The organism is Paraprevotella clara YIT 11840 (assembly GCF_000233955.1).
Lineage (GTDB): Bacteria > Bacteroidota > Bacteroidia > Bacteroidales > Bacteroidaceae > Paraprevotella > Paraprevotella clara.
Map to the genome: position 1 here is coordinate 25488 of NZ_JH376592.1, position 18054 is coordinate 43541.

12 protein-coding genes and 1 riboswitch are annotated in these 18054 nt (G+C 49.1%); of the genes, 4 read left to right on the top strand and 8 right to left on the bottom strand.

The window, feature by feature from the left end; all coding sequences use genetic code 11:
- Positions 1 to 18: 18 nt before the first annotated feature.
- The 5 genes from HMPREF9441_RS04415 to HMPREF9441_RS04435 are packed head-to-tail and all read right to left on the bottom strand — an operon-like array spanning position 19 to position 6416.
- The gene (locus tag HMPREF9441_RS04415; RefSeq protein ID WP_008618456.1) at positions 19 to 1035 is read right to left on the bottom strand and encodes an ABC transporter ATP-binding protein; all 1017 of its coding nucleotides are present in this window, start codon (positions 1033 to 1035) and stop codon (positions 19 to 21) included.
- Entirely contained in the window at positions 1035 to 2075 is a 1041-nt protein-coding gene (locus tag HMPREF9441_RS04420; protein WP_008618457.1) for an iron ABC transporter permease, read from the bottom strand. Before HMPREF9441_RS04420 ends, HMPREF9441_RS04415 begins: the two co-directional genes overlap by 1 nt.
- On the bottom strand, positions 2072 to 3217 hold the full coding sequence (locus tag HMPREF9441_RS04425; RefSeq protein WP_008618459.1) for an ABC transporter substrate-binding protein: 1146 nt from the start codon (positions 3215 to 3217) through the stop codon (positions 2072 to 2074). Before HMPREF9441_RS04425 ends, HMPREF9441_RS04420 begins: the two co-directional genes overlap by 4 nt.
- 4 nt (positions 3218 to 3221) lie before the next feature.
- A complete protein-coding gene (locus HMPREF9441_RS04430; protein WP_008618461.1) occupies positions 3222 to 4388 on the bottom strand; it encodes a DUF5074 domain-containing protein in 1167 nt (388 codons plus the stop codon).
- Between the two features lie 18 nt (positions 4389 to 4406).
- Positions 4407 to 6416: a TonB-dependent receptor plug domain-containing protein gene (locus tag HMPREF9441_RS04435; protein WP_008618462.1), complete on the bottom strand. Its 2010-nt coding sequence runs from the start codon at positions 6414 to 6416 to the stop codon at positions 4407 to 4409.
- Positions 6417 to 6468: 52 nt separating this feature from the next.
- Positions 6469 to 6685: riboswitch (cobalamin riboswitch) on the bottom strand.
- Positions 6686 to 6902: 217 nt separating this feature from the next.
- Here HMPREF9441_RS04435 and HMPREF9441_RS18580 point away from each other — a divergent pair.
- The 3 genes from HMPREF9441_RS18580 to HMPREF9441_RS04445 all read left to right on the top strand — a co-directional run bounded on the left by HMPREF9441_RS18580 (position 6903) and on the right by HMPREF9441_RS04445 (position 11628).
- Positions 6903 to 7046: a hypothetical protein gene (locus HMPREF9441_RS18580; RefSeq protein WP_008618463.1), complete on the top strand. Its 144-nt coding sequence runs from the start codon at positions 6903 to 6905 to the stop codon at positions 7044 to 7046.
- 568 nt (positions 7047 to 7614) lie between these two features.
- Positions 7615 to 10899, top strand: coding sequence for a metallopeptidase TldD-related protein (locus tag HMPREF9441_RS04440; protein ID WP_244949613.1), 3285 nt, complete (start codon positions 7615 to 7617; stop codon positions 10897 to 10899).
- A gap of 111 nt (positions 10900 to 11010) precedes the next feature.
- Positions 11011 to 11628 (top strand): response regulator transcription factor, encoded by a 618-nt coding sequence (locus HMPREF9441_RS04445; protein ID WP_008618471.1) that lies wholly within the window; start codon positions 11011 to 11013, stop codon positions 11626 to 11628.
- 42 nt (positions 11629 to 11670) lie between these two features.
- On the opposite strand, the gene HMPREF9441_RS04450 is transcribed toward HMPREF9441_RS04445, so the two are convergent.
- The 3 genes from HMPREF9441_RS04450 to HMPREF9441_RS04460 are packed head-to-tail and all read right to left on the bottom strand — an operon-like array spanning position 11671 to position 14613.
- Positions 11671 to 13155 carry an O-antigen ligase family protein gene (locus HMPREF9441_RS04450; protein ID WP_008618472.1) on the bottom strand — a complete coding sequence of 495 codons (1485 nt, stop codon included), beginning with the start codon at positions 13153 to 13155 and terminating at the stop codon, positions 11671 to 11673.
- A 22-nt stretch (positions 13156 to 13177) separates the two neighbouring features.
- Entirely contained in the window at positions 13178 to 13879 is a 702-nt protein-coding gene (locus HMPREF9441_RS04455) for a hypothetical protein (protein WP_008618473.1), read from the bottom strand.
- A gap of 5 nt (positions 13880 to 13884) precedes the next feature.
- Positions 13885 to 14613: a hypothetical protein gene (locus HMPREF9441_RS04460; protein WP_008618474.1), complete on the bottom strand. Its 729-nt coding sequence runs from the start codon at positions 14611 to 14613 to the stop codon at positions 13885 to 13887.
- 1008 nt (positions 14614 to 15621) lie between these two features.
- Here HMPREF9441_RS04460 and HMPREF9441_RS04465 point away from each other — a divergent pair.
- A complete protein-coding gene (locus tag HMPREF9441_RS04465; protein WP_008618478.1) occupies positions 15622 to 18054 on the top strand; it encodes a TonB-dependent receptor in 2433 nt (810 codons plus the stop codon).

Sequence of the window (18054 nt, forward strand, 5' to 3'; positions counted from 1 at the left end):
AAGTTCCCGAATAAAAAACTACTTCAGGCCCTCTAGCATTTCGACCAGTCCGGCAAACGAACAAAAGCGGGAAGAAGTTCCGTTTTGTGTCCATACCATGTCATGCGGACTGATGACTGCAAGACTCGCTGCCCCTTCTCCGCCCTCGTCCGGCGCAACGGGGCGGAAACCGTGCCGCACCAAAAGGTTCTGTGCCCAATAACGCAAAGCCTCATCGGCAACTTCCAGACGAACCACCCGACTGTTACGGTTCTCCGGGGCGTAAATGCCGCGAACCGCATCGAAACGGATGGACGTGCTGCCAAACAGCCGGTCCATCGCCCCCGACAGTACCAAGTCCTCGGTCGTCCCGCACAGCATCTCGCGTTCCTGCGTCATCAGCCATAAGCGGTCGGACATGGCCAAAGCCTGATCCACATCGTGCGTGGAAAGCAAAACGGCCTTGTGTTCTTCCACCGCCAACTTACGAAGCAGGCGCATCACTTCCATACGGCTCTCCACATCCAGAAAAGCCGTAGGCTCGTCCAAGAGAATCAACGGACATTCTTGTACCAACACCTTGGCAATCATGGCTTTCTGACGCTCTCCGTCGGACAGTTCGGCCACATAACGACGTGCCTTTCCGCCCATGCCGACCTCTTCCAACGCCCGCCATACCAAGGCTTTGTCGGCAGAAGTCAAACGACCGAAAAAACCGGTGTACGGTTGACGCCCCAAAGCCACCAGTTCGTAAACGGTCAGCCCACCTGCCTGCATGCGGTCGGTCAGCACCACGCCTATGGTTTTGGAACGCTCATGCGCACTGTAAGCCTCCAAAGGCCGCCCCATGAGTTCCAGACGGCCGGACAAAGGGGGCTGCATACCGGCCAACGTACGCAACAAAGTGGATTTCCCGGCTCCATTGCATCCTAACAAACAGGTCAGTTCGCCACCCGACAGACTGAAATCCAACCCATGATGCACTTCCGTCAACTGCTTTCCCTGGCGGTATCCCGTAGCAATCCGTTCCCCTTCGAACACTATCTGCTTTCCCATTAATTGAAATACTGTATTCTACGTTGGTTCACAATGACATAAATAATCACCGGCGCACCCAACACGGGTGTCACGGCATTCAGGGGGAGAAGTCCCGCCTCGCCGGGCAGGATGCAAATCAAATTACAAAGCAAGGCCACCGCCCCGCCACTCAACAACGTCACCGGCAACAAGGAATTATGGTTCGACGTGCCCAGCAACAACCGGGCCACGTGCGGCACGGCCAACCCGATGAACGACACCGGGCCGCAAAAAGCCGTGACCACAGCCGTCAGGATTCCCGTGACCAACAACAACATGCTGCGCGTACGGCGCACGTTCACCCCCAAGTTCTCCGCGTAACGTTCTCCCAACAACAAGGCGTTCAACGGCTTAATCAACAGGATGGACATCAGCAACCCGAGTGAGGTGAAAGCCGCAAACCACGGCAGTTGTTCCAACGAAACGCCCCCGAAGTTGCCCATCCCCCAAACCATGTAAGAGTGCACACCTTCGGCCGTGGCGAAGAAATTCAGCAAGGAGATGGCCGACGAGGCCACGTAGCCCATCATGATGCCGGCAATCAACAGCATGACGCTGCTACGTATCAGCGTGGAAAGAAAAAGAATCACTCCCATGACCAACACGGCACCGGCGAAAGCACCAGCCACCACTGCCAGAAAACCGGAAAAAGAAAAAGTGCCGGCCGACACCATTCCACCTCCGGCCAACATGACCAAGGCCACCCCGAGACTTGCCCCCGAACTGATACCCAAAATCGACGGGTCGGCCAACGGGTTGTTGAACACTGTCTGTAACATCAGGCCCGAGGCGGCCAAGGCGGCCCCACAGCACCAGGCCGTCACGCACAAAGGCACGCGGGATTCCCACACGATGAACGACCAGGCTTCGTTTTCCACCGTCCCGCCCGTCAACGCGCCCCAGACCGCTCCGGCCGGAATGTCCACCGAACCGAGCAGCAAGTTAGCCGCCGCCAACCCTAAAATGACGACGACCAATATTCCTCCGCACACATATCCTTTACGCTCCACCGGAATCATCTTTTTCTAACTGCTAATTTACGAAAATATCTGCCACCTTCCGCCTTTGCCACGTCCGGATGGAATATTTTTATCAAATCTTCCAGCAACCATTCGGGGTGGAAGGGCGTTTCTTCATAGTAAGGCACCCTCCCGGTATTGCAGCCGTACACCCGCCGTTCACGGAAAGCCCGGAATCCGGCGTATGGCGCATAATCGTTTTTCAGGTCCCGATAGGTCTTATCCTCCGGCATGTTGTACTTAATCAGCCAAATGTCGGCATCCTTCGCTTTCTCATACACCGTCTCGAAGCTCAGGGGAGACGATCCGCTGTTCTTCAAATCACTGAAAACATAGTCGGCACCGGCATCGGCAAACGTCCGTCCGACCGTACTGCGCCCTCCCGGTACATACCACGTGGCGCCGGACTTCAAATCGGCAAACACGGCAGGCTTGTCTTCTATGTCGGCCACCTTACCGGCCCACCGGAGGTAATCGGCCTCCACCCGGGCAAACAAAGAATCGGACTCGGCAGCCTTACCGAACAACAGGCCGTAGAAACGCATCCATTCGGCACGCCCCAACGAAGAGGTTTCCATATAATCGGCACATTCGATGATGGGAATGTCCAACTTGCCCAACCGACCATATCCTCCGCTGTTTTCAAACGGAGAAAGCATCACGGCATCAGGATGCAACGCCATAAGCTTCTCGATGTCCGGGTTCATCCCACTGCCCAAATCCGCGATACGCCCCGTGCGGCATCCTTCCTTGACGTAAGGCAAGTCGATATACCGGAGGTCGCACACTCCACCCACGGCAGACAGTGCTCCCAACTCTTCCATCAACCCGCAATGCACAGACGAATAAATGACGGCTTTCTGCAACGGCACGCGCACGACCGTCCCCTGCGGCAGACTGTCGGGCAAAGGCTCGTCGCGCCCGACCAGCACATACGTGTGCAGTATTTCCAACGTATCCCACGGATTTCTCAGCGTAGCCACCCGGTAATCGTCGTAAGACACAATCTTCAGGTTCTCCGCATACTTCAAATCCAACGTGTCGCCGCCCTCGCCCAAAAAGGAAGCCGTCTTGCTTCCTCTTCCGCAAGCGGAAAAAAGCAGGACGGCCAACAACCAGTGAAAAAAGTATTTTCCTTTCATCACTTTACTTTGTGACAAACACCATCTTGGACGTAGACATGCCAGCCTCGAACGTACGCTTCAACGTTCCGTCCGCACCGTAAACATGAACGTCGGAAGCAGCACCGTAAGGTGCGTCAAACACATACACATCGCCAGATGCTGGATCAACAGCCAAACCGTTGGCACTCTGTAAGTCTGCCATATCGATAAACTCGCTATCCGCTCCGGTCTTTAAATCACGGACATACGCACGAGCTACCTCGGGCAAGTAATACTCTGAATAAAGGATGTACATCTTGTCTCCGGCATTGGCGATATAAGTGGCGTGGCACACCTGTTCCACTTGGTCTGTTTCCGGATCGAGACGTTGCATCGTACCGTAAATATACTGGTCCGGAGTCAAGGACGGGCTTCCTGCATAGTTGCCATTGGACACGAAGTATACATACCCGTCTTCTGCCGTGATGCACTGGGTATACGGATTGAGCATTACTTCAATATCCTTCAGCTTGGTGAAAGAGGCTGCATCAACCACTGCCAACCACTTTCCTTTTGAATACCCCGAAATATTGACATACAGTTTGCCGTTGGCAGAAGTTATAGCCTCGGGATGGTCATAACCTGTTTGTGCCCCTGCATCTATAAGATTCAGTTTACCATCGATGGCCATGGAAGTCGTGTCGATACGGGAAACCGTCCCGTCGTATGCTGTAAAATAAACCTTCCCCTCACACGCTGCCATGTAGCGAGGTTCAACCGGAGTACCGTCTTCGGTAGCCACCGGAATGGATTTCAGAACCTTGCACTTACGGTCCATGATGACAACTTTGGAAGAACCGCTCACCGTCACGTATATTTTCGAACCATACACACAAAGGTCTTGCCCCAAGTCGCCAAGCCCTTCACCATTGGCAGCCGCATAAAGGTCTTCACTCAACTCTCCGGTTTGGAAATCCAAGAACTGGATACCGGCATCGTTTCCACCCCAATTTCCGGTATTCAACACATAAGCACCTAAACTAACAACCGGCTCTCCACCTGTATTGTCTCCACTACCACCGGTAGTATCGTCACCTCCTCCGGTTTCCGTACCCGGACCTTCACCGTTTGGTTCGTCATCTTCGCTACAAGCAGTGAAAACACCCAACGCCAAAGCCATAATGGCCAATTTACACCAATTCAATTTCATTTTCTCGTTTTTAAAAGTTTATAATGAATATGTTATCGCTATTTTGAAATTCCGTCCGGGCATGGGGTAGTAACGTACCACCTCATAGTTCTTCCCCCCCAGATTCGCCGCATCGACCTGCAAACGCAACTTATGCCCCTTGAACCGGAACACCCGGTACAAAGAGACGCTATGATCGGCATACGCGTCAATCAAGTTGCTTTCCTTGTTTTGGGGCAAGCGGTAACGCTCGCCAGACCACGCCACATTGTAGGCCGCGTTCACCCAAGGGGTCTCAAGCACCAAACCGCCAGCCCCTGAATGCTTCGGAGTGTAGGCTATCTGATGACGCCACAACTTGCTACTGCGTTTCGTCACGTCTTCCGCCTGCATGAAGCTATAAGCAGCGGTCATCCCCAGATTCCAGGCTTTCGCCAAAGTCCATTCCGCAGCAAGGTTGGCATCCACGCCATACGTCTCCACTTTGCCGACATTGGACATCTTCCACACGAACATCGTAGGCACCGCCACTATCTTGTCGTCGACCTCATTATAATAGCCGTCCACGGAAAGACTCACGTAATCCGCCACACGCCCCATACGTCCGGCCCAAGTTGTCCCTACGTTCCATTGTCGCGTCTTTTCCGGACGCAAACGACTGTTCCCGATAAGCAAGTAATACAAATCGTTGAAAGTCGGGACACGGAATATGTCTTTATAAGAAGCACGCAAACGCCAACTTGCTTTTTTCACAGGCCGCCACGTCAGGCTCACCGCCGGGGAAAGCCGCTTACGGTCGTCGGCCGCCCGCCCTAAAGCCACCCGTTCGGTAATGAACGTATTCAGCAAGGAAGCCGTCACCTGAAAAAGCGGATGACGATATTGTGCAGAAAAGGCCGTCAGGCTGGTATAACGTTCCGGGTATTGGCACTCCTCCAATGTCGTGGCCAAATCATTATAGACAAAATCCTGCGCCAACGAAAAAGAAAGGTTTTTCACCGGCATCGCCCACAACGTGGCGGTCAGGTAGGTCTCCGTCTGCCTGAAACGGTCTTCCGTCGGTCCGGCAGCCTTCTTGTCTGTATCTTTATTCCAACTATAATTGAACTTACCCGAAGCTTTCAGCTTCCACTTCTCCGAAAAACGGTTTTCATACCTCAACTGTCCGAAATAGTTTCGGTCGTAAAGCCGCTCGGCCGCATAAGGGTTGTCATACACCACACTGCCGGGCAATCCGCGACGGGAATCGAACAGATACCCTTTCACATCCAAATCCTGGCGTTCCGTCAAACGGGCAAAAAGATTCACCTCCGCACGGTATGCCCCGATGTCGCTATTGTTACGCCTCCCTTCTATCGGCTTGGTCAGGTTCATCATCGTAAAATGATAATTCCCGTCGGCACGCAAATATTCTCCGTAAAGAGAACAAGACAAACGCGATGTGAACCGATGGGCATAAAACAATGACGGGTTGGCCAAACCGTAAGACCCCGTCTTCACCTTCGCCGAAAGACTGAAATCCCGTTTTTCAAAATCAGGCCGGCTCGTTTCGATGCTCAATGCACTTGCAGCAGCCGACATGCGTGCTGTCTGATAAATATTGTCGCTTTGCCCGATAGTCAACGTCAATGAAGAAACATTATCCAACGAGAAACGGGAGATGTCTACCTGTCCCGACTGGCAATCCCCTATGGCTACACCATCGTAGAGCACGGCCGTATGCTGCGCACCCAGACTGCGTACGGAAACGGTTTTCAACCCTCCCACGCCGCCATAATCCTTCAAGGTCACTCCCGAAAAATGACGTACGGCATCCGACACGTCTAACACGCCCATACGCTCCAGTTCCGCCTTATCAAGCGTCTGCACAGGAGCACCCGAACGTACGGCTGCAGGCAAAACCTTCTCGGTCACCGTCAGGCCTTTCATCTGTTGTAGCCCCACATCCACGCTATCTGCACCATTTTGTGCGAGCACGAACACAGCCCCCATACAAAATGACACAAGCAACCATCCTCTCATTTTATGAGATTCCTTGTATACGCCCATTTATATTCTTCATTCTTCACTCACGACACCTTCCTCCCATCCCACGGAGATTCCGGCATGACTACGTTTTGCAGGTCTTCTGACTTACTCCGGCTTGTTGGCCTTCCCACCTTATTATATATAAGGAAGTGGCTTGAGGTTTGAAACAAACCGCACAATGAGTTCACAGCAGCGGGACTGTCCGGGATTTCCACCCGATTCCCTTTTCATCCGCCGGCCTGAAAGGGCTTTCCCATAGGCCGGGCAGAACAAAACGTTGCAAAGTTATTAAAAAAATCAGTATCTCAAGGTCTTTTCATTGATTTATATCAAGAAAAGGGCATTTAAATGATAACAAATGACCTTTTACTTGTTTTGCAGGGAGAATAGCCGTACCTTTGTAGTGTCATAAGGAACAAAAGATATTTAGTTTTTAGGTATTTAGCTCCGTGAAGGAGCAATGTTTAGGTAAAAGATTGTTAGATTAAAAAGAAAGGAAAAAAGATTATGACAGGATTAATGATTATCGCAGCGGTCGTAGTAGCTATGGCAGTTGCAATGGGTTCAAAGAAGAACAACGGTAAGTTCTTGGGTTCAAGTACTTCAATGTTGTTCGGTAACAAAAACCTGAATGCCGGTGCAGCATGTTAAGTGCAATGCACCTTAGTTTGAAAACCAATTTAAAAAGAAAATAAGATAGGAGGAAAGGCAAGCATGCTTTTCCTCCTATTTTCATATAGGTGCTCCGGCATCCACAAATCCGGTTCCCCACACACTCCCCAAGGTTTTGCAAAAAAGAGCCTTCATCCTTCAGGTTATACGATAACATATTGTGCTATAATATATTACGGAATGAAGGATATTTCAGGCATCTTTCAGCTTTCTTTCATTGCGGAAAGCGGTAAAAAGTTCTCAGCCGAATGATTTTTCAATCTCAGGCGAACGATTTTCCGTTCTGCGCCAAACGAAATGAAGCGTGGCTGAAAGATGCCTAAAATATCTTTCAGCTTATAACCACAAGGTAATGAAAGGATTGACATACGGCCTGAAGGATGAAGGGGCTTTTTGCAAAACTCCGGGGTGGGTATGCGGAAAATCCTGAACCATCCGGTAGGAGAAAACTTCTACCACAAAACTATAAAGATTTGTTTGCAATTATAAGTAATGTTATGTACATTTGCTGACGAATATGGTCTTTAACCTTTTATCCCTTTTCGCCATGAACAAGAAACATCTGCTATTATTCGTTTTCTCCTATATATCATTCGTATGCAACACCCATGCCGAAAGCTATGCTCACGATACGCTCGTCAACGTGTTGCGCAACGAAGTACAATTCTATTTTGACAAACTAAAGAACAAGGAAACTCCGGCATACTTCATATCGCTCAGGGTCGTCGACAATAAGCGGCTTTTCCTAAGCAGTGATTTCGGGCTGTCTTCAATGGACGAGAACCATACGCGCATCCTCACGCCACAAGTAAGGGTAGGAAGCCCGGACTTGGACAACTTTGCCTATCTGGCCCAAAACAGGCCCAGTAGCACGTTTACATACGAACGTCCGTCAACAAGCTTACCTTTGGACTGCGATGCCATACCGGTCATCAAAGAAGTGGTTTGGAACGGGATATTGGAACGTTACGAAGCAGCCGTGAAAATCTACCAACAAATGAAGGCAAGCCAAAAGACAAACGTCACGGAACTGGATTCTGTGCCGACATTTGCCCCGTCGGCTGTGGAAACTTACTACGAAAGACCATACTCTGAGGCGGAAACCGGCATAGACAAGGAAAGGTTTCAAAAATATATCAATGATGCCAGCCGCTTATTCAAAGACTACAAATTGACTTCGGGCAAGGTCTTTTTAGACTATTCCCTCCAACGTACCACCATCGTAAATACGGAAGGAACCGTGATAGCACAGAACCGTAAAGCCTATCGGCTGATGTTGGAAGCGGTTGCAGAAGCGGACGACGGGACGCCCTGTCCGCTATATGAAGACATCTTTGCCTATTCAGAGAAAGACTTGCCGACTCCGACCGAATTGGAAGACAAGGTACGGGACCTGGCCATACGTGCCGAAGCTCTGAGCAAGGCTCCCATGGCAGAAGCCTATACCGGGCCGGCCATTCTTTCCGGCAAAGCCAGTGCCGTATTCTTCCACGAAGTGCTCGGGCACCGTCTGGAAGGCAAACGCAGGGAATCGGTCAACAACGAAATCAGCGGAATGCTGAACCAACGCATCTTGCCTGCTTCTTTCCAACTGTATCTGGATCCCACGTTGACCACATACCAAGGAAAAGCATTGAGCGGCCATTACCTTTACGACGACGAGGGAGTAAAAGGACAGCGTGTGGACTGCGTGAAAGACGGTTATCTCCGGCAATACCTGATGAGCCGGACCCCCGTAAAAGAATTCACAGGAAGCAACGGGCACGGTCGTGCGTCCAATGACCGTGACCCGAATCCCCGCCAATCCAATCTCATCGTAGAAACGACCGAACCTTATTCCGAAACACAACTGAGAAACCTACTGATAGAGGAGTTAAAACGTCAAGGCAAAGAATATGGCTATTACTTCCGTACGGTAAAAGGAGGATTTACGACCCGAGGAAAGGCCAATGCCATCAATGCGTTCAATGTCAGTCCGATTGAAGTCTACCGGGTGTTTGCCGACGGACGGGACGACCAACTGGTGCGGGGTGTCTCGCTGATTGGCACCCCCTTGTCCATGTTCTCGCAGATCAAGGCGGCAGGAGGAGAAAGCGAGCTGTTCACCGGATTCTGCGGTTCCGAATCCGGCTCCATCCCCGTCTCGGGCACATCGCCCATGGTCTATGTGTCCCAAATCGAGACCCAAGGACAGAAAGCCATTATAAAAAGCAAACAAGACCTTATAAGCCCGCCGGAGACGACAGAGGCTGAAAACACGGGACACAGGGCAGACTGTTCCCTCATCTTCAAGGCCATGGAGGACGAGATGGCACATGTATGCCATGAACTGGCTACCCGACACAACACCGTCCCCCTGTTTGTCAACTATGTTTTGGAACGAAAACACATATCCGGAACGGAATCGTCCGGAGGCGTATGCGTCAACAAAAGAGACAGTGGCATAAAAAACAATATTGCCGCGCACATCTTCTTGGGCGATTCGCTTATGACGAGCGACACCGGAAATGAACTTAACGCACAAAGCATTCCCGACGAGATAGGATATGGAAGCATCCGCAACGCCTTACGGACAAAAAGCGAAATAGCTTATCAGGATGCCGTCCAAAGGCTTGACTACAAGAGGACGCAACTGAAACAAAACCCCAAGCCGGCGGACGATGCGGCTGTGCCGGAGTTCAAGAGAATGCCCCCTGCCGTGTGGATAGGGCCTTCCGCACTCACGAATCCCTGTCCCGTGACGGATATGGAACAACTGTCCAACAGGTTGTCGAAGGTGTTTTCAGACTATCCGGAACTGTTCAACCATTGTGTCAAAGTTTACCAGAAGCGTGTGGACTATTACCGTCTCACGTCTGAGGGGCAAAAAATACTGCAACCCGACACCGTATTCCACATTACCGCACGTGCCAGCATAAAAACAGACGGCAATGAGGTAAAGACCGAGTATTACAGGTTGCACGTAGGTGGCATCAACGACCTTCCGTCCGAAGACGCGCTCATGGGCGAGCTGCACAGATTTGCTGAATACATGCAACAGAAAAGCCGGGCCAAGGCTGTGGAAGATTTGTACATAGGCCCGGTCTTATACGAAGACGAGTCCGCAATGGAACTATTCGCAGGCAAGATTGCGAACTACACCCATTCATACTGGCTCTGGCGACAAAACAAATCAGACAGGAAACATCGGTATCTGGGCAAGCAGGTCTTTCCTTCCGACTTGTCGGTATGGCAGTTGGGCAATGATTCCGTCTACAACGGCACGAAACTGTTGGGATACCGCCAAGTGGATGCGGACGGAACGAGACCAAAGACCTTGCCCCTCATAGAAAAAGGAATACTGAAGAACATGCTGACAGGCAGACGGCCCGCCTTGGGCTGTCCGACTTCTACGGGCAACGAACATTTCTATGAATTAAACCGCGATTTGAAGACCGCTTATACAACCGGCATCCTACATGTCACGTCCAACCGCCCCCTTCCCCTTGGCCAACTTCGCAAACGTTTCCTGAAATCGGCCAAGAAAGCGGGCTTGAAACACGCCTACATTTTCAGGCACAAACGGACTTCTCCCTATGCCTTGATTCGCGTGGATTTGAACACCGGAAAGGAAGAACTTGTAGAAGGGAAATGCTACTTGCCTTCCATCGAACAATTCAGGCGCATGAAAGCGGTGTCAAAAGAAAAAATGGCCTGCAACCTCAACCCTACAGAAGGAAGAGGACGCGGCATCATTGCGCCTAAAGCCATCCTGTTGGTCGACACGGAATTGGATATCACACCCAACCATGGCCGCCACATTGACGAGACACTCTATGAACTGCGCCACTGACAGGCAAAAAGAAGGGTACATCCGGCAGGGGAAAGGAGAATTTTGTTTCTTCTCCTTTCCTTTTTATATAAATAGTTTTAGTAACTTTGCCTCGGAATACATCCTGCAAACATGAAACCATCCCCCGAAATAGCCATAATAGACGCCAATACACTGACCTGCATGGGACTGCGGGGACTTATCGAACGGATGATGCCCATGGCTACCGTCCGTACGTTCAATAGCTTCGAGCAGTTGGTCCGTGACACACCGGACATGTATTTCCACTATTTTATCTCGGCTCAAACCCTTTTGGAGCATAGTGCATTCTTCATTGAGCGAAAAGAAAAGACCATCGTGCTGACTAACGGGACGGCCGGTACCCCTCAAACCTCGCATTTCCATACGTTGAATATCTATCAAAGCGAAGACAGCATGGTACGTGCTTTGCTACAACTGCAACAGCACGCGCACGCACATGGCCGACACCTCCCGCAAAATATGCCCCGCCCTTATATGACAAATACTTCTCCGGGCGACCCCAACGGCCTTTCCACCCGTGAAATCGAAGTACTTACGCTCATCGTGCGCGGATTGACCAACAAAGAAATTGCCGACCGCTTGTGCATCAGCACCACAACTGTCATTTCCCACCGCAAGAACATCATGGAGAAACTCAATGTCCGTTCCGTATCGGGTCTCACCATCTATGCGGTCATGAACGGGTACATCGAGGCGGACCGTATCTGAAAGGAGTGAAGCCAAGGATTTTTCTCCTCTGCTTAAAAAACTTTAATCCTTTTTTATATGATGTTCCCGCCGTTTCATCCCTTCATATTTCCCTAATCTATTCACGGCCTCTTTTTTAAGATATTCCGTCAAAGAAGAAGGTACTTTTTCTTTCTTCCCTACTATTTGATGAGCCTTCTCCAACATTTCCAAATCCCGCCCCTCTTTTTCATACAACCCCATCAACAAATATAAAGGGTAAATACGGTGGGGGACTCTATAATAAGCCTTATAAAACATATCTTCAGCCTCCTCAAACCTTCCAAGAGCTTGAAAGTTTTTTCCCATGAAATTAAAGAACATGGGGTCAGAACTTCGTTTTGCCCCTTCACTTAATATGATATTACTTTCTTCGTGATGACCATTATACGACAAACACACACCATACTCAAAAAGGAAACCAGCATCTTTCCTCAAATCGGGATACAAAGCCCTATAACACTTCTCTATGCCCTTATATTTTTCTCTATCAAAATATAGTCGCACCATATCCCAATGCTTCACGGCCACCCACGTTCGATAAGATTTATTAAATCGGATACATACCATCGTACCCATTCCTATCAAAACCAACAAACCACACACCATTCCTACCTTTCCATACCGTTTCTTTTCACATAGCATCATTGGCATCCACGCAGCCCACAATAAAATAAACAGAGACAATGAACATGTGACAAAACATCGAAGAGGATAAGAAAAAAAGGAAACCACCATCAAGCTCACCATTGTACCACATAACCCGACAACCTCAACATTCCGACACCAGAGAAGGCGTATATAGACATAGGCTATAAGGCACAAACAAGACAAAACTCCCGGTAATCCAAGCTCTATCCATATCTGCAAATATTCATTATAAGCATAATCTGGGGCACCAGCCAACATTTCCTCATTCCGTACGTCCTTCTTCTCCCGAAAATATGCTTCTTGTGCTTCTCCATAAACATACGGGAAACCGCCTATTCCCACCCCAGAAAACATCTGTTGTTTAGCCACCGGATAAGAGATTTTCCAGATGAACAAACGACCGTCTGCCGAATCTTTTTTCAGAACATACATCCCATACAAAAAAGGAACACTAAGAACGAATATGGCCAACAATACAAAACACTTTTTCACAACCGAACACTTCATCCGTAACCAAACCATCGACATCAAGCTGATTACAGATGCCACCCAAGCTGTCCGACTTACACACATAACGAGTATGACTACGGAAAACAAAAGATAAAAAGCAGAAAGATAAAAAAGCATATTTGTAATCTTTTGCCCATGTCTAAACCTCACAAACAACGCATAGTCCAAAGCCAAGGGCAAAATAAGGACAATCAAAATAGAATAAGGGGATGGATTTTCAAATGTTCCGCAAACCGTGTAATAAGGCATACCCAACCTCATTACCTGAATACACTGGAACAATCCAACCCCTAATTCATAAAGTCCTATCAAAATAAGTACAAAACAAACCCATCTATATAGTGCCATGCTTTGCCCTCATCCAATATCCCTATTCCAATGGGATATTATATCCCTTGTAAAAATCCTCGCTCTGATAAGCCTTATGCTCATCCCAATATACCAAAGAGCCTCCGCAAGAACCATACAGACGACCGTTCGCCGAGTCATAACCGACAGTATGGGAACCATTCACTTCGATGGCCTGCCCTGCTTTCTGCATATCTTCTTTGATGACCTGCACGCTGTTTTTGGCTTTGTCGTACACGCACCACACAATCACTTTCACTTGGGCTTCGGGATAGTCCTTCGAATGGAACACGATTCCTTCAATCTTCCTGAAAGACAGATTTTCATCTATTTTCACGTAACTGCACGTATTCCACACGATCGTGGAATCTATTGGTGCAGGTAGCGCAAAAGTGAGCATTTCATCCACCCCTTCCTGCTTCCCGCAAACTTCCATCTTTTCACAGGCTTCCTCCAGACTTTCATAAAGCCTGCGTTTCTGGTCTTTGGACAAGTCTTTTTGCAATACGGAATAATCCACTTGGTAATATCGGGATGCCTTTTTCCACAATTCGTATTCTTTTTGGGTTGTTTTTTCTTTTACCCAATCCGGTATCGAATCAAGGGGACAGAAAGAAGAACCGGTCTCCTTGTCCAATGACTCCCCGGACTTTGAAACAGCCCCACCCTGAGCCAAACACATTTGCCCCCAAAGCATAAACAATAATAATACAACTTTTCTCATGACTGCTACAATATAAGAACCTTTACACTTTTATTGAAATCAGAAGACAGGTTACCGTGTCCCACAGTATAAACCAAAGTACCTGCACAGTTTACAGTCACTCCCCGCCCTTCAATATTTACAGAAGATGAACAACTCAAATCCCTTGCTGCAGGTCCATCCTTATAAACTTTGGCAGAAGCCCTCAGTATTTTCGTTTTACTTTGATTCACCGTATAACTCACCGTCGCTTTGACCGAAGCTTCACCCGCACCATTTACTTTATATATTACAATAGGCCCCTTTTCTCCATGAACCTCTTTACCTGTTTCAGAATTCTGCCGAGTCTCTATTCTTTTAAACACAGATTGGGCGGCAACCGTAAAATATCCCAAAGACCTTTGCCCCACACTATCTTGAGACTGAATCCACAACGTATCAATATATTGATACAACTCATTTTTTTGCTCATCTGTAAGCGTCTGAGTCAAGATTGAATAATCAATCTCATATCGGGAACTTAAACGCACCCATGCCTCATATTCTTTTCCTGACACTCTGTCTTTAACCCATTCGGGTACTGTATTCAACGGCATAAATTCAATAGCCGATGCGGCTTTTTCCAAATTCAGGAAATCATTTTTTTCAGCAATCAAGGCACTTTCTTCATCTTGGATACAACCCACAACCAAGACAAAACCTGCCACTACAGCCATGATCATTGACATGGCAACTTTAAATTTTACTTTTTTCATTGTTTTAATTTTTTAGTTTTGAAAAATCTGTTTGCTCTATACCCTACCATTACATTCATGTATCATTCCATAGGCAATACTTTTATTCATGTTCGACATATATTTAATTCTCACATCGCAAAGTTAAGCATGCTTTTGAGCAAATTCCAAATATTTGAGTTTGCATTTTGGGATATTGAAAATTCGTTATCTAACTGGATATGTACAAGTTATGATTTTCTCGTCAAAAAAAGAATTTGCATCGTATTTTGAAGGCCGGATTTTTGGCGTTTATTTTAGCTTTAAGACCACTTTTCATAAACAGGTATTATACTCAAGCAAAACATTAAACAAACTTTCATGTCACCATCTCTTTGTCCCCACACAACCTTACCCGAGATTCGCGTATTTCCGCCCCAAACCCGGCGCGGCGAAACCGGCGCGATTCTCACGCGCCGGACGCAAAACACATTGCATCCCTTTCGCTTCCGCACACCTGCAATCTGTACGACCCGGGCAGATTTCGTCCGCAGGACGTGCTGCCATGTGTCAGCCTGCGGCACGTTCTGCCGACAAAATGACATTCGTTTTTTGTATCCCATTCTCCATCAATTAGAAGAAAAATCGGGGTTTTCAGCACATTTTTATCCCGTTTGGCTCCCAAACGTCCCGCTTCATGCGGAGAAAAATCAGGATTTCTGCGGAGAAAAAAAATGTTTTCTCAGCCGAATGAAAAATTTTCTTCTTCATAAAAATCGGAGAAAGGGAGGAAAATGCACACAAAGCGGAGTTTGTTTTAAATTGGAAACAAAAATATAATCTTATTAACAGCTATTTGAGACTAAAAAAACAAGGAAAAAACAAGAATAAACAGGGGTATCTTGGCTCATAGTGTAAAGAAAAGAACATACAAACATGACTTTATTCTCTCTCACGGAGAGACCATGCCCTGGTGGAAAATCCTAATAAATAAGGATTGCCCCACCCGACGATTCATCGTAACTTTGCATCCCGAAACAAAAACCACGGATGGACAGATTGAGTATCATATCAGCAGTATTATTCCTCTCGGGCGCACCTTCATACGCGCTCCCCATCGAGGAAACGGCGGAAGACAGCGCACGGGTAAAAGACATCGAAGAGGTGGTCATCGTATATTCTCCCAAAGAAACCGGCAAGTTACGGCAGGCTCCCATCGCCGTTTCCCTTTTCGACCGGACGGCATTAGACGACCAACATACTGCTTCGCTGAAGGAACTTTCGGCTTTCGTACCGAACTTCTACATGCCGGACTACGGCAGCAGCCTGACCTCGGCGGCTTACATCCGCGGCATCGGTTCGCGCATCAATACTCCGGCCGTAGGATTGTACGTGGACAACGTGGGATATGCCGACAAAAGTGCCTACGACATTGAATTGCTGGACGTGGAACGCGTGGACGTGTTGCGCGGCCCGCAGGCCACACTGTACGGACGGAATGCCATGGGCGGCCTCCTTCGCGTGTTTACCCGCAACCCGTTCCATTATCAAGGCACGGACATCCGCATGGGGACTTCGGTAAAAGACAAGGGTTACCAGTTGTCGGCATCGCATTACCAAAAGACAAGCCATAGAATAGCATACGCCTTGAGCGGGTTTTATAAGCATTCGGAAGGATTCTTCGAAAACGCCACCCGACATGAAACGGTAGGAGGAAACGAAACGGGAGGCGGACGCATACGTGTCATTTACCTTCCGGCAGAGGCTTGGAAACTGGACTTCTCTACCGATTATTCGTATCGTGAAGATCGCGGTTATCCCTACCGCTATTTGGGTGTCACCGAAGGAGAAGAGTCTCGTCCCGACCGTATAGGACGTATCCTCTACAACCGTCCTTCATTCTACCGCCGAAGCCTGCTGAACAGCAGCCTCAACGCACAATATACCGCCGACAAGTTTATCCTGTCGTCCGTCACGGCCTACCAAAACCTGAACGACAACATGACGCTCGATCAGGATTTCACGGACGCGGACTATTTCAGCCTGACCCAAAAGCAACGCATCAACTCCTGGAGCGAAGAACTGACTTTCAAAAGCCGCAACAACCGCCGTTGGGAATGGACCGGCGGAATCTACGCCATGCACCAGGCTTTACGTACGAAAAGTCCGGTATCCCTGACCCGTGAGTTCATGAACACCGTGTTCGACAAGGCCAACGCAGCCATCAGCCCGATGGGAATGGGACTTACATTGAACATGCCCGTCTCTCCCTACGTGGCCGACGGGGCTTTCGACACCCCGACCACCGACCTTGCCGCTTTCCATCAAAGCACGTTCAACGACTTGTTCGGGGCGGAAGGGCTGAGCCTTGTAGCCGGCCTGCGTGTGGAATATGAAAAGATGAGATTAGACTACGATTACGGCGGCCGCATGGACTACGGTGTAGAGCTTACTTCTCCCATGATGCCGCTCGTCCTCGAAGGCCTGTCGGACGACAGCCGTTTCCGAGGCAGTTTAAAACACGATTACGTGCAGTGGTTACCCAAAGTGGCCTTGCAATACCATTTTTCGGCGCAAAACAACGTGTACGTAAGCTGGAGCAAGGGTTATCGCAGCGGAGGGTACAACGTACAGATGTTCAGCGACCTGGTACAAGGCGATTTGAAAAGCCGGATGATGCGCTCCGTCAAGAACAAGACGGCGGAGACGTTGGACGGGCCGATGTACGACCACATGCCGGAAGCCGTGAAACAGATGATTGTCCACCAAATTCCACAGGAGGAGTTTTCCGGAACGCCGGCACAAACCCGCTTCAAACCGGAATACAGTTATAATTATGAGGCGGGCGGACACTTCTCGTTCTCGGACGGCAAGATACAACTGGATGCCGCCGTGTTCTACATGGACGTGTACGACCAACAGATTTCCAAATTCGTAAGCAGCGGATTGGGGCGTGTCATGGTCAACGCCGGACGGGGACGGAGTTGCGGTACGGAAATAGGACTGCGCGGCGGATGGTTGGACAACCGCCTGACGTGGCATGCGTCATACGGCTACACGCACTCCGTATTCAAACGCTATGAAGCGCAGGAAGCCCGGACGGAAACAGCGCAAGAGGCGGTGAATTATGACGGAAACCATGTGCCTTTTGTCCCCATGCACACGCTCGCGGCAGGTGTGGAATACGAACAACCTTTGGAACACCATAAAATAAAAAGCTATTTCTTCGGCGTGAATACCACGGGAGCCGGAAAAATCTATTGGAGCGAGGACAACGCTTTCCACCAGCCGTTTTACGCGCTGTTGAACGCCCATGCCGGTTTGGATTTCGGCTCCGTACGCATTGATATCTGGGGCAAAAACCTGACGGATACGGACTACGACGCTTTCTTTTTCACTTCGGCCGCTACGACCCGCAACCTGAAATTCGGACAACGGGGCAATCCGTTACAGTTCGGAGTAGATGTCAGCCTGCATTTCTGA

Bases quoted from the DNA above. Each gene is read 5' to 3' on its own strand.
- HMPREF9441_RS04440 (WP_244949613.1), top strand. From the start codon at position 7,615: ATGAACAAGAAACATCTGCTATTATTCGTTTTCTCCTATATATCATTC.
- HMPREF9441_RS04420 (WP_008618457.1), bottom strand. From the start codon at position 2,075: ATGATTCCGGTGGAGCGTAAAGGATATGTGTGCGGAGGAATATTGGTC.
- HMPREF9441_RS04450 (WP_008618472.1), bottom strand. From the start codon at position 13,155: ATGGCACTATATAGATGGGTTTGTTTTGTACTTATTTTGATAGGACTT.
- HMPREF9441_RS04425 (WP_008618459.1), bottom strand. From the start codon at position 3,217: ATGAAAGGAAAATACTTTTTTCACTGGTTGTTGGCCGTCCTGCTTTTT.
- HMPREF9441_RS18580 (WP_008618463.1), top strand. From the start codon at position 6,903: ATGACAGGATTAATGATTATCGCAGCGGTCGTAGTAGCTATGGCAGTT.
- HMPREF9441_RS04455 (WP_008618473.1), bottom strand. From the start codon at position 13,879: ATGAGAAAAGTTGTATTATTATTGTTTATGCTTTGGGGGCAAATGTGT.
- HMPREF9441_RS04445 (WP_008618471.1), top strand. From the start codon at position 11,011: ATGAAACCATCCCCCGAAATAGCCATAATAGACGCCAATACACTGACC.
- HMPREF9441_RS04465 (WP_008618478.1), top strand. From the start codon at position 15,622: ATGGACAGATTGAGTATCATATCAGCAGTATTATTCCTCTCGGGCGCA.
- HMPREF9441_RS04415 (WP_008618456.1), bottom strand. From the start codon at position 1,035: ATGGGAAAGCAGATAGTGTTCGAAGGGGAACGGATTGCTACGGGATAC.
- HMPREF9441_RS04460 (WP_008618474.1), bottom strand. From the start codon at position 14,613: ATGAAAAAAGTAAAATTTAAAGTTGCCATGTCAATGATCATGGCTGTA.
- HMPREF9441_RS04430 (WP_008618461.1), bottom strand. From the start codon at position 4,388: ATGAAATTGAATTGGTGTAAATTGGCCATTATGGCTTTGGCGTTGGGT.
- HMPREF9441_RS04435 (WP_008618462.1), bottom strand. From the start codon at position 6,416: ATGGGCGTATACAAGGAATCTCATAAAATGAGAGGATGGTTGCTTGTG.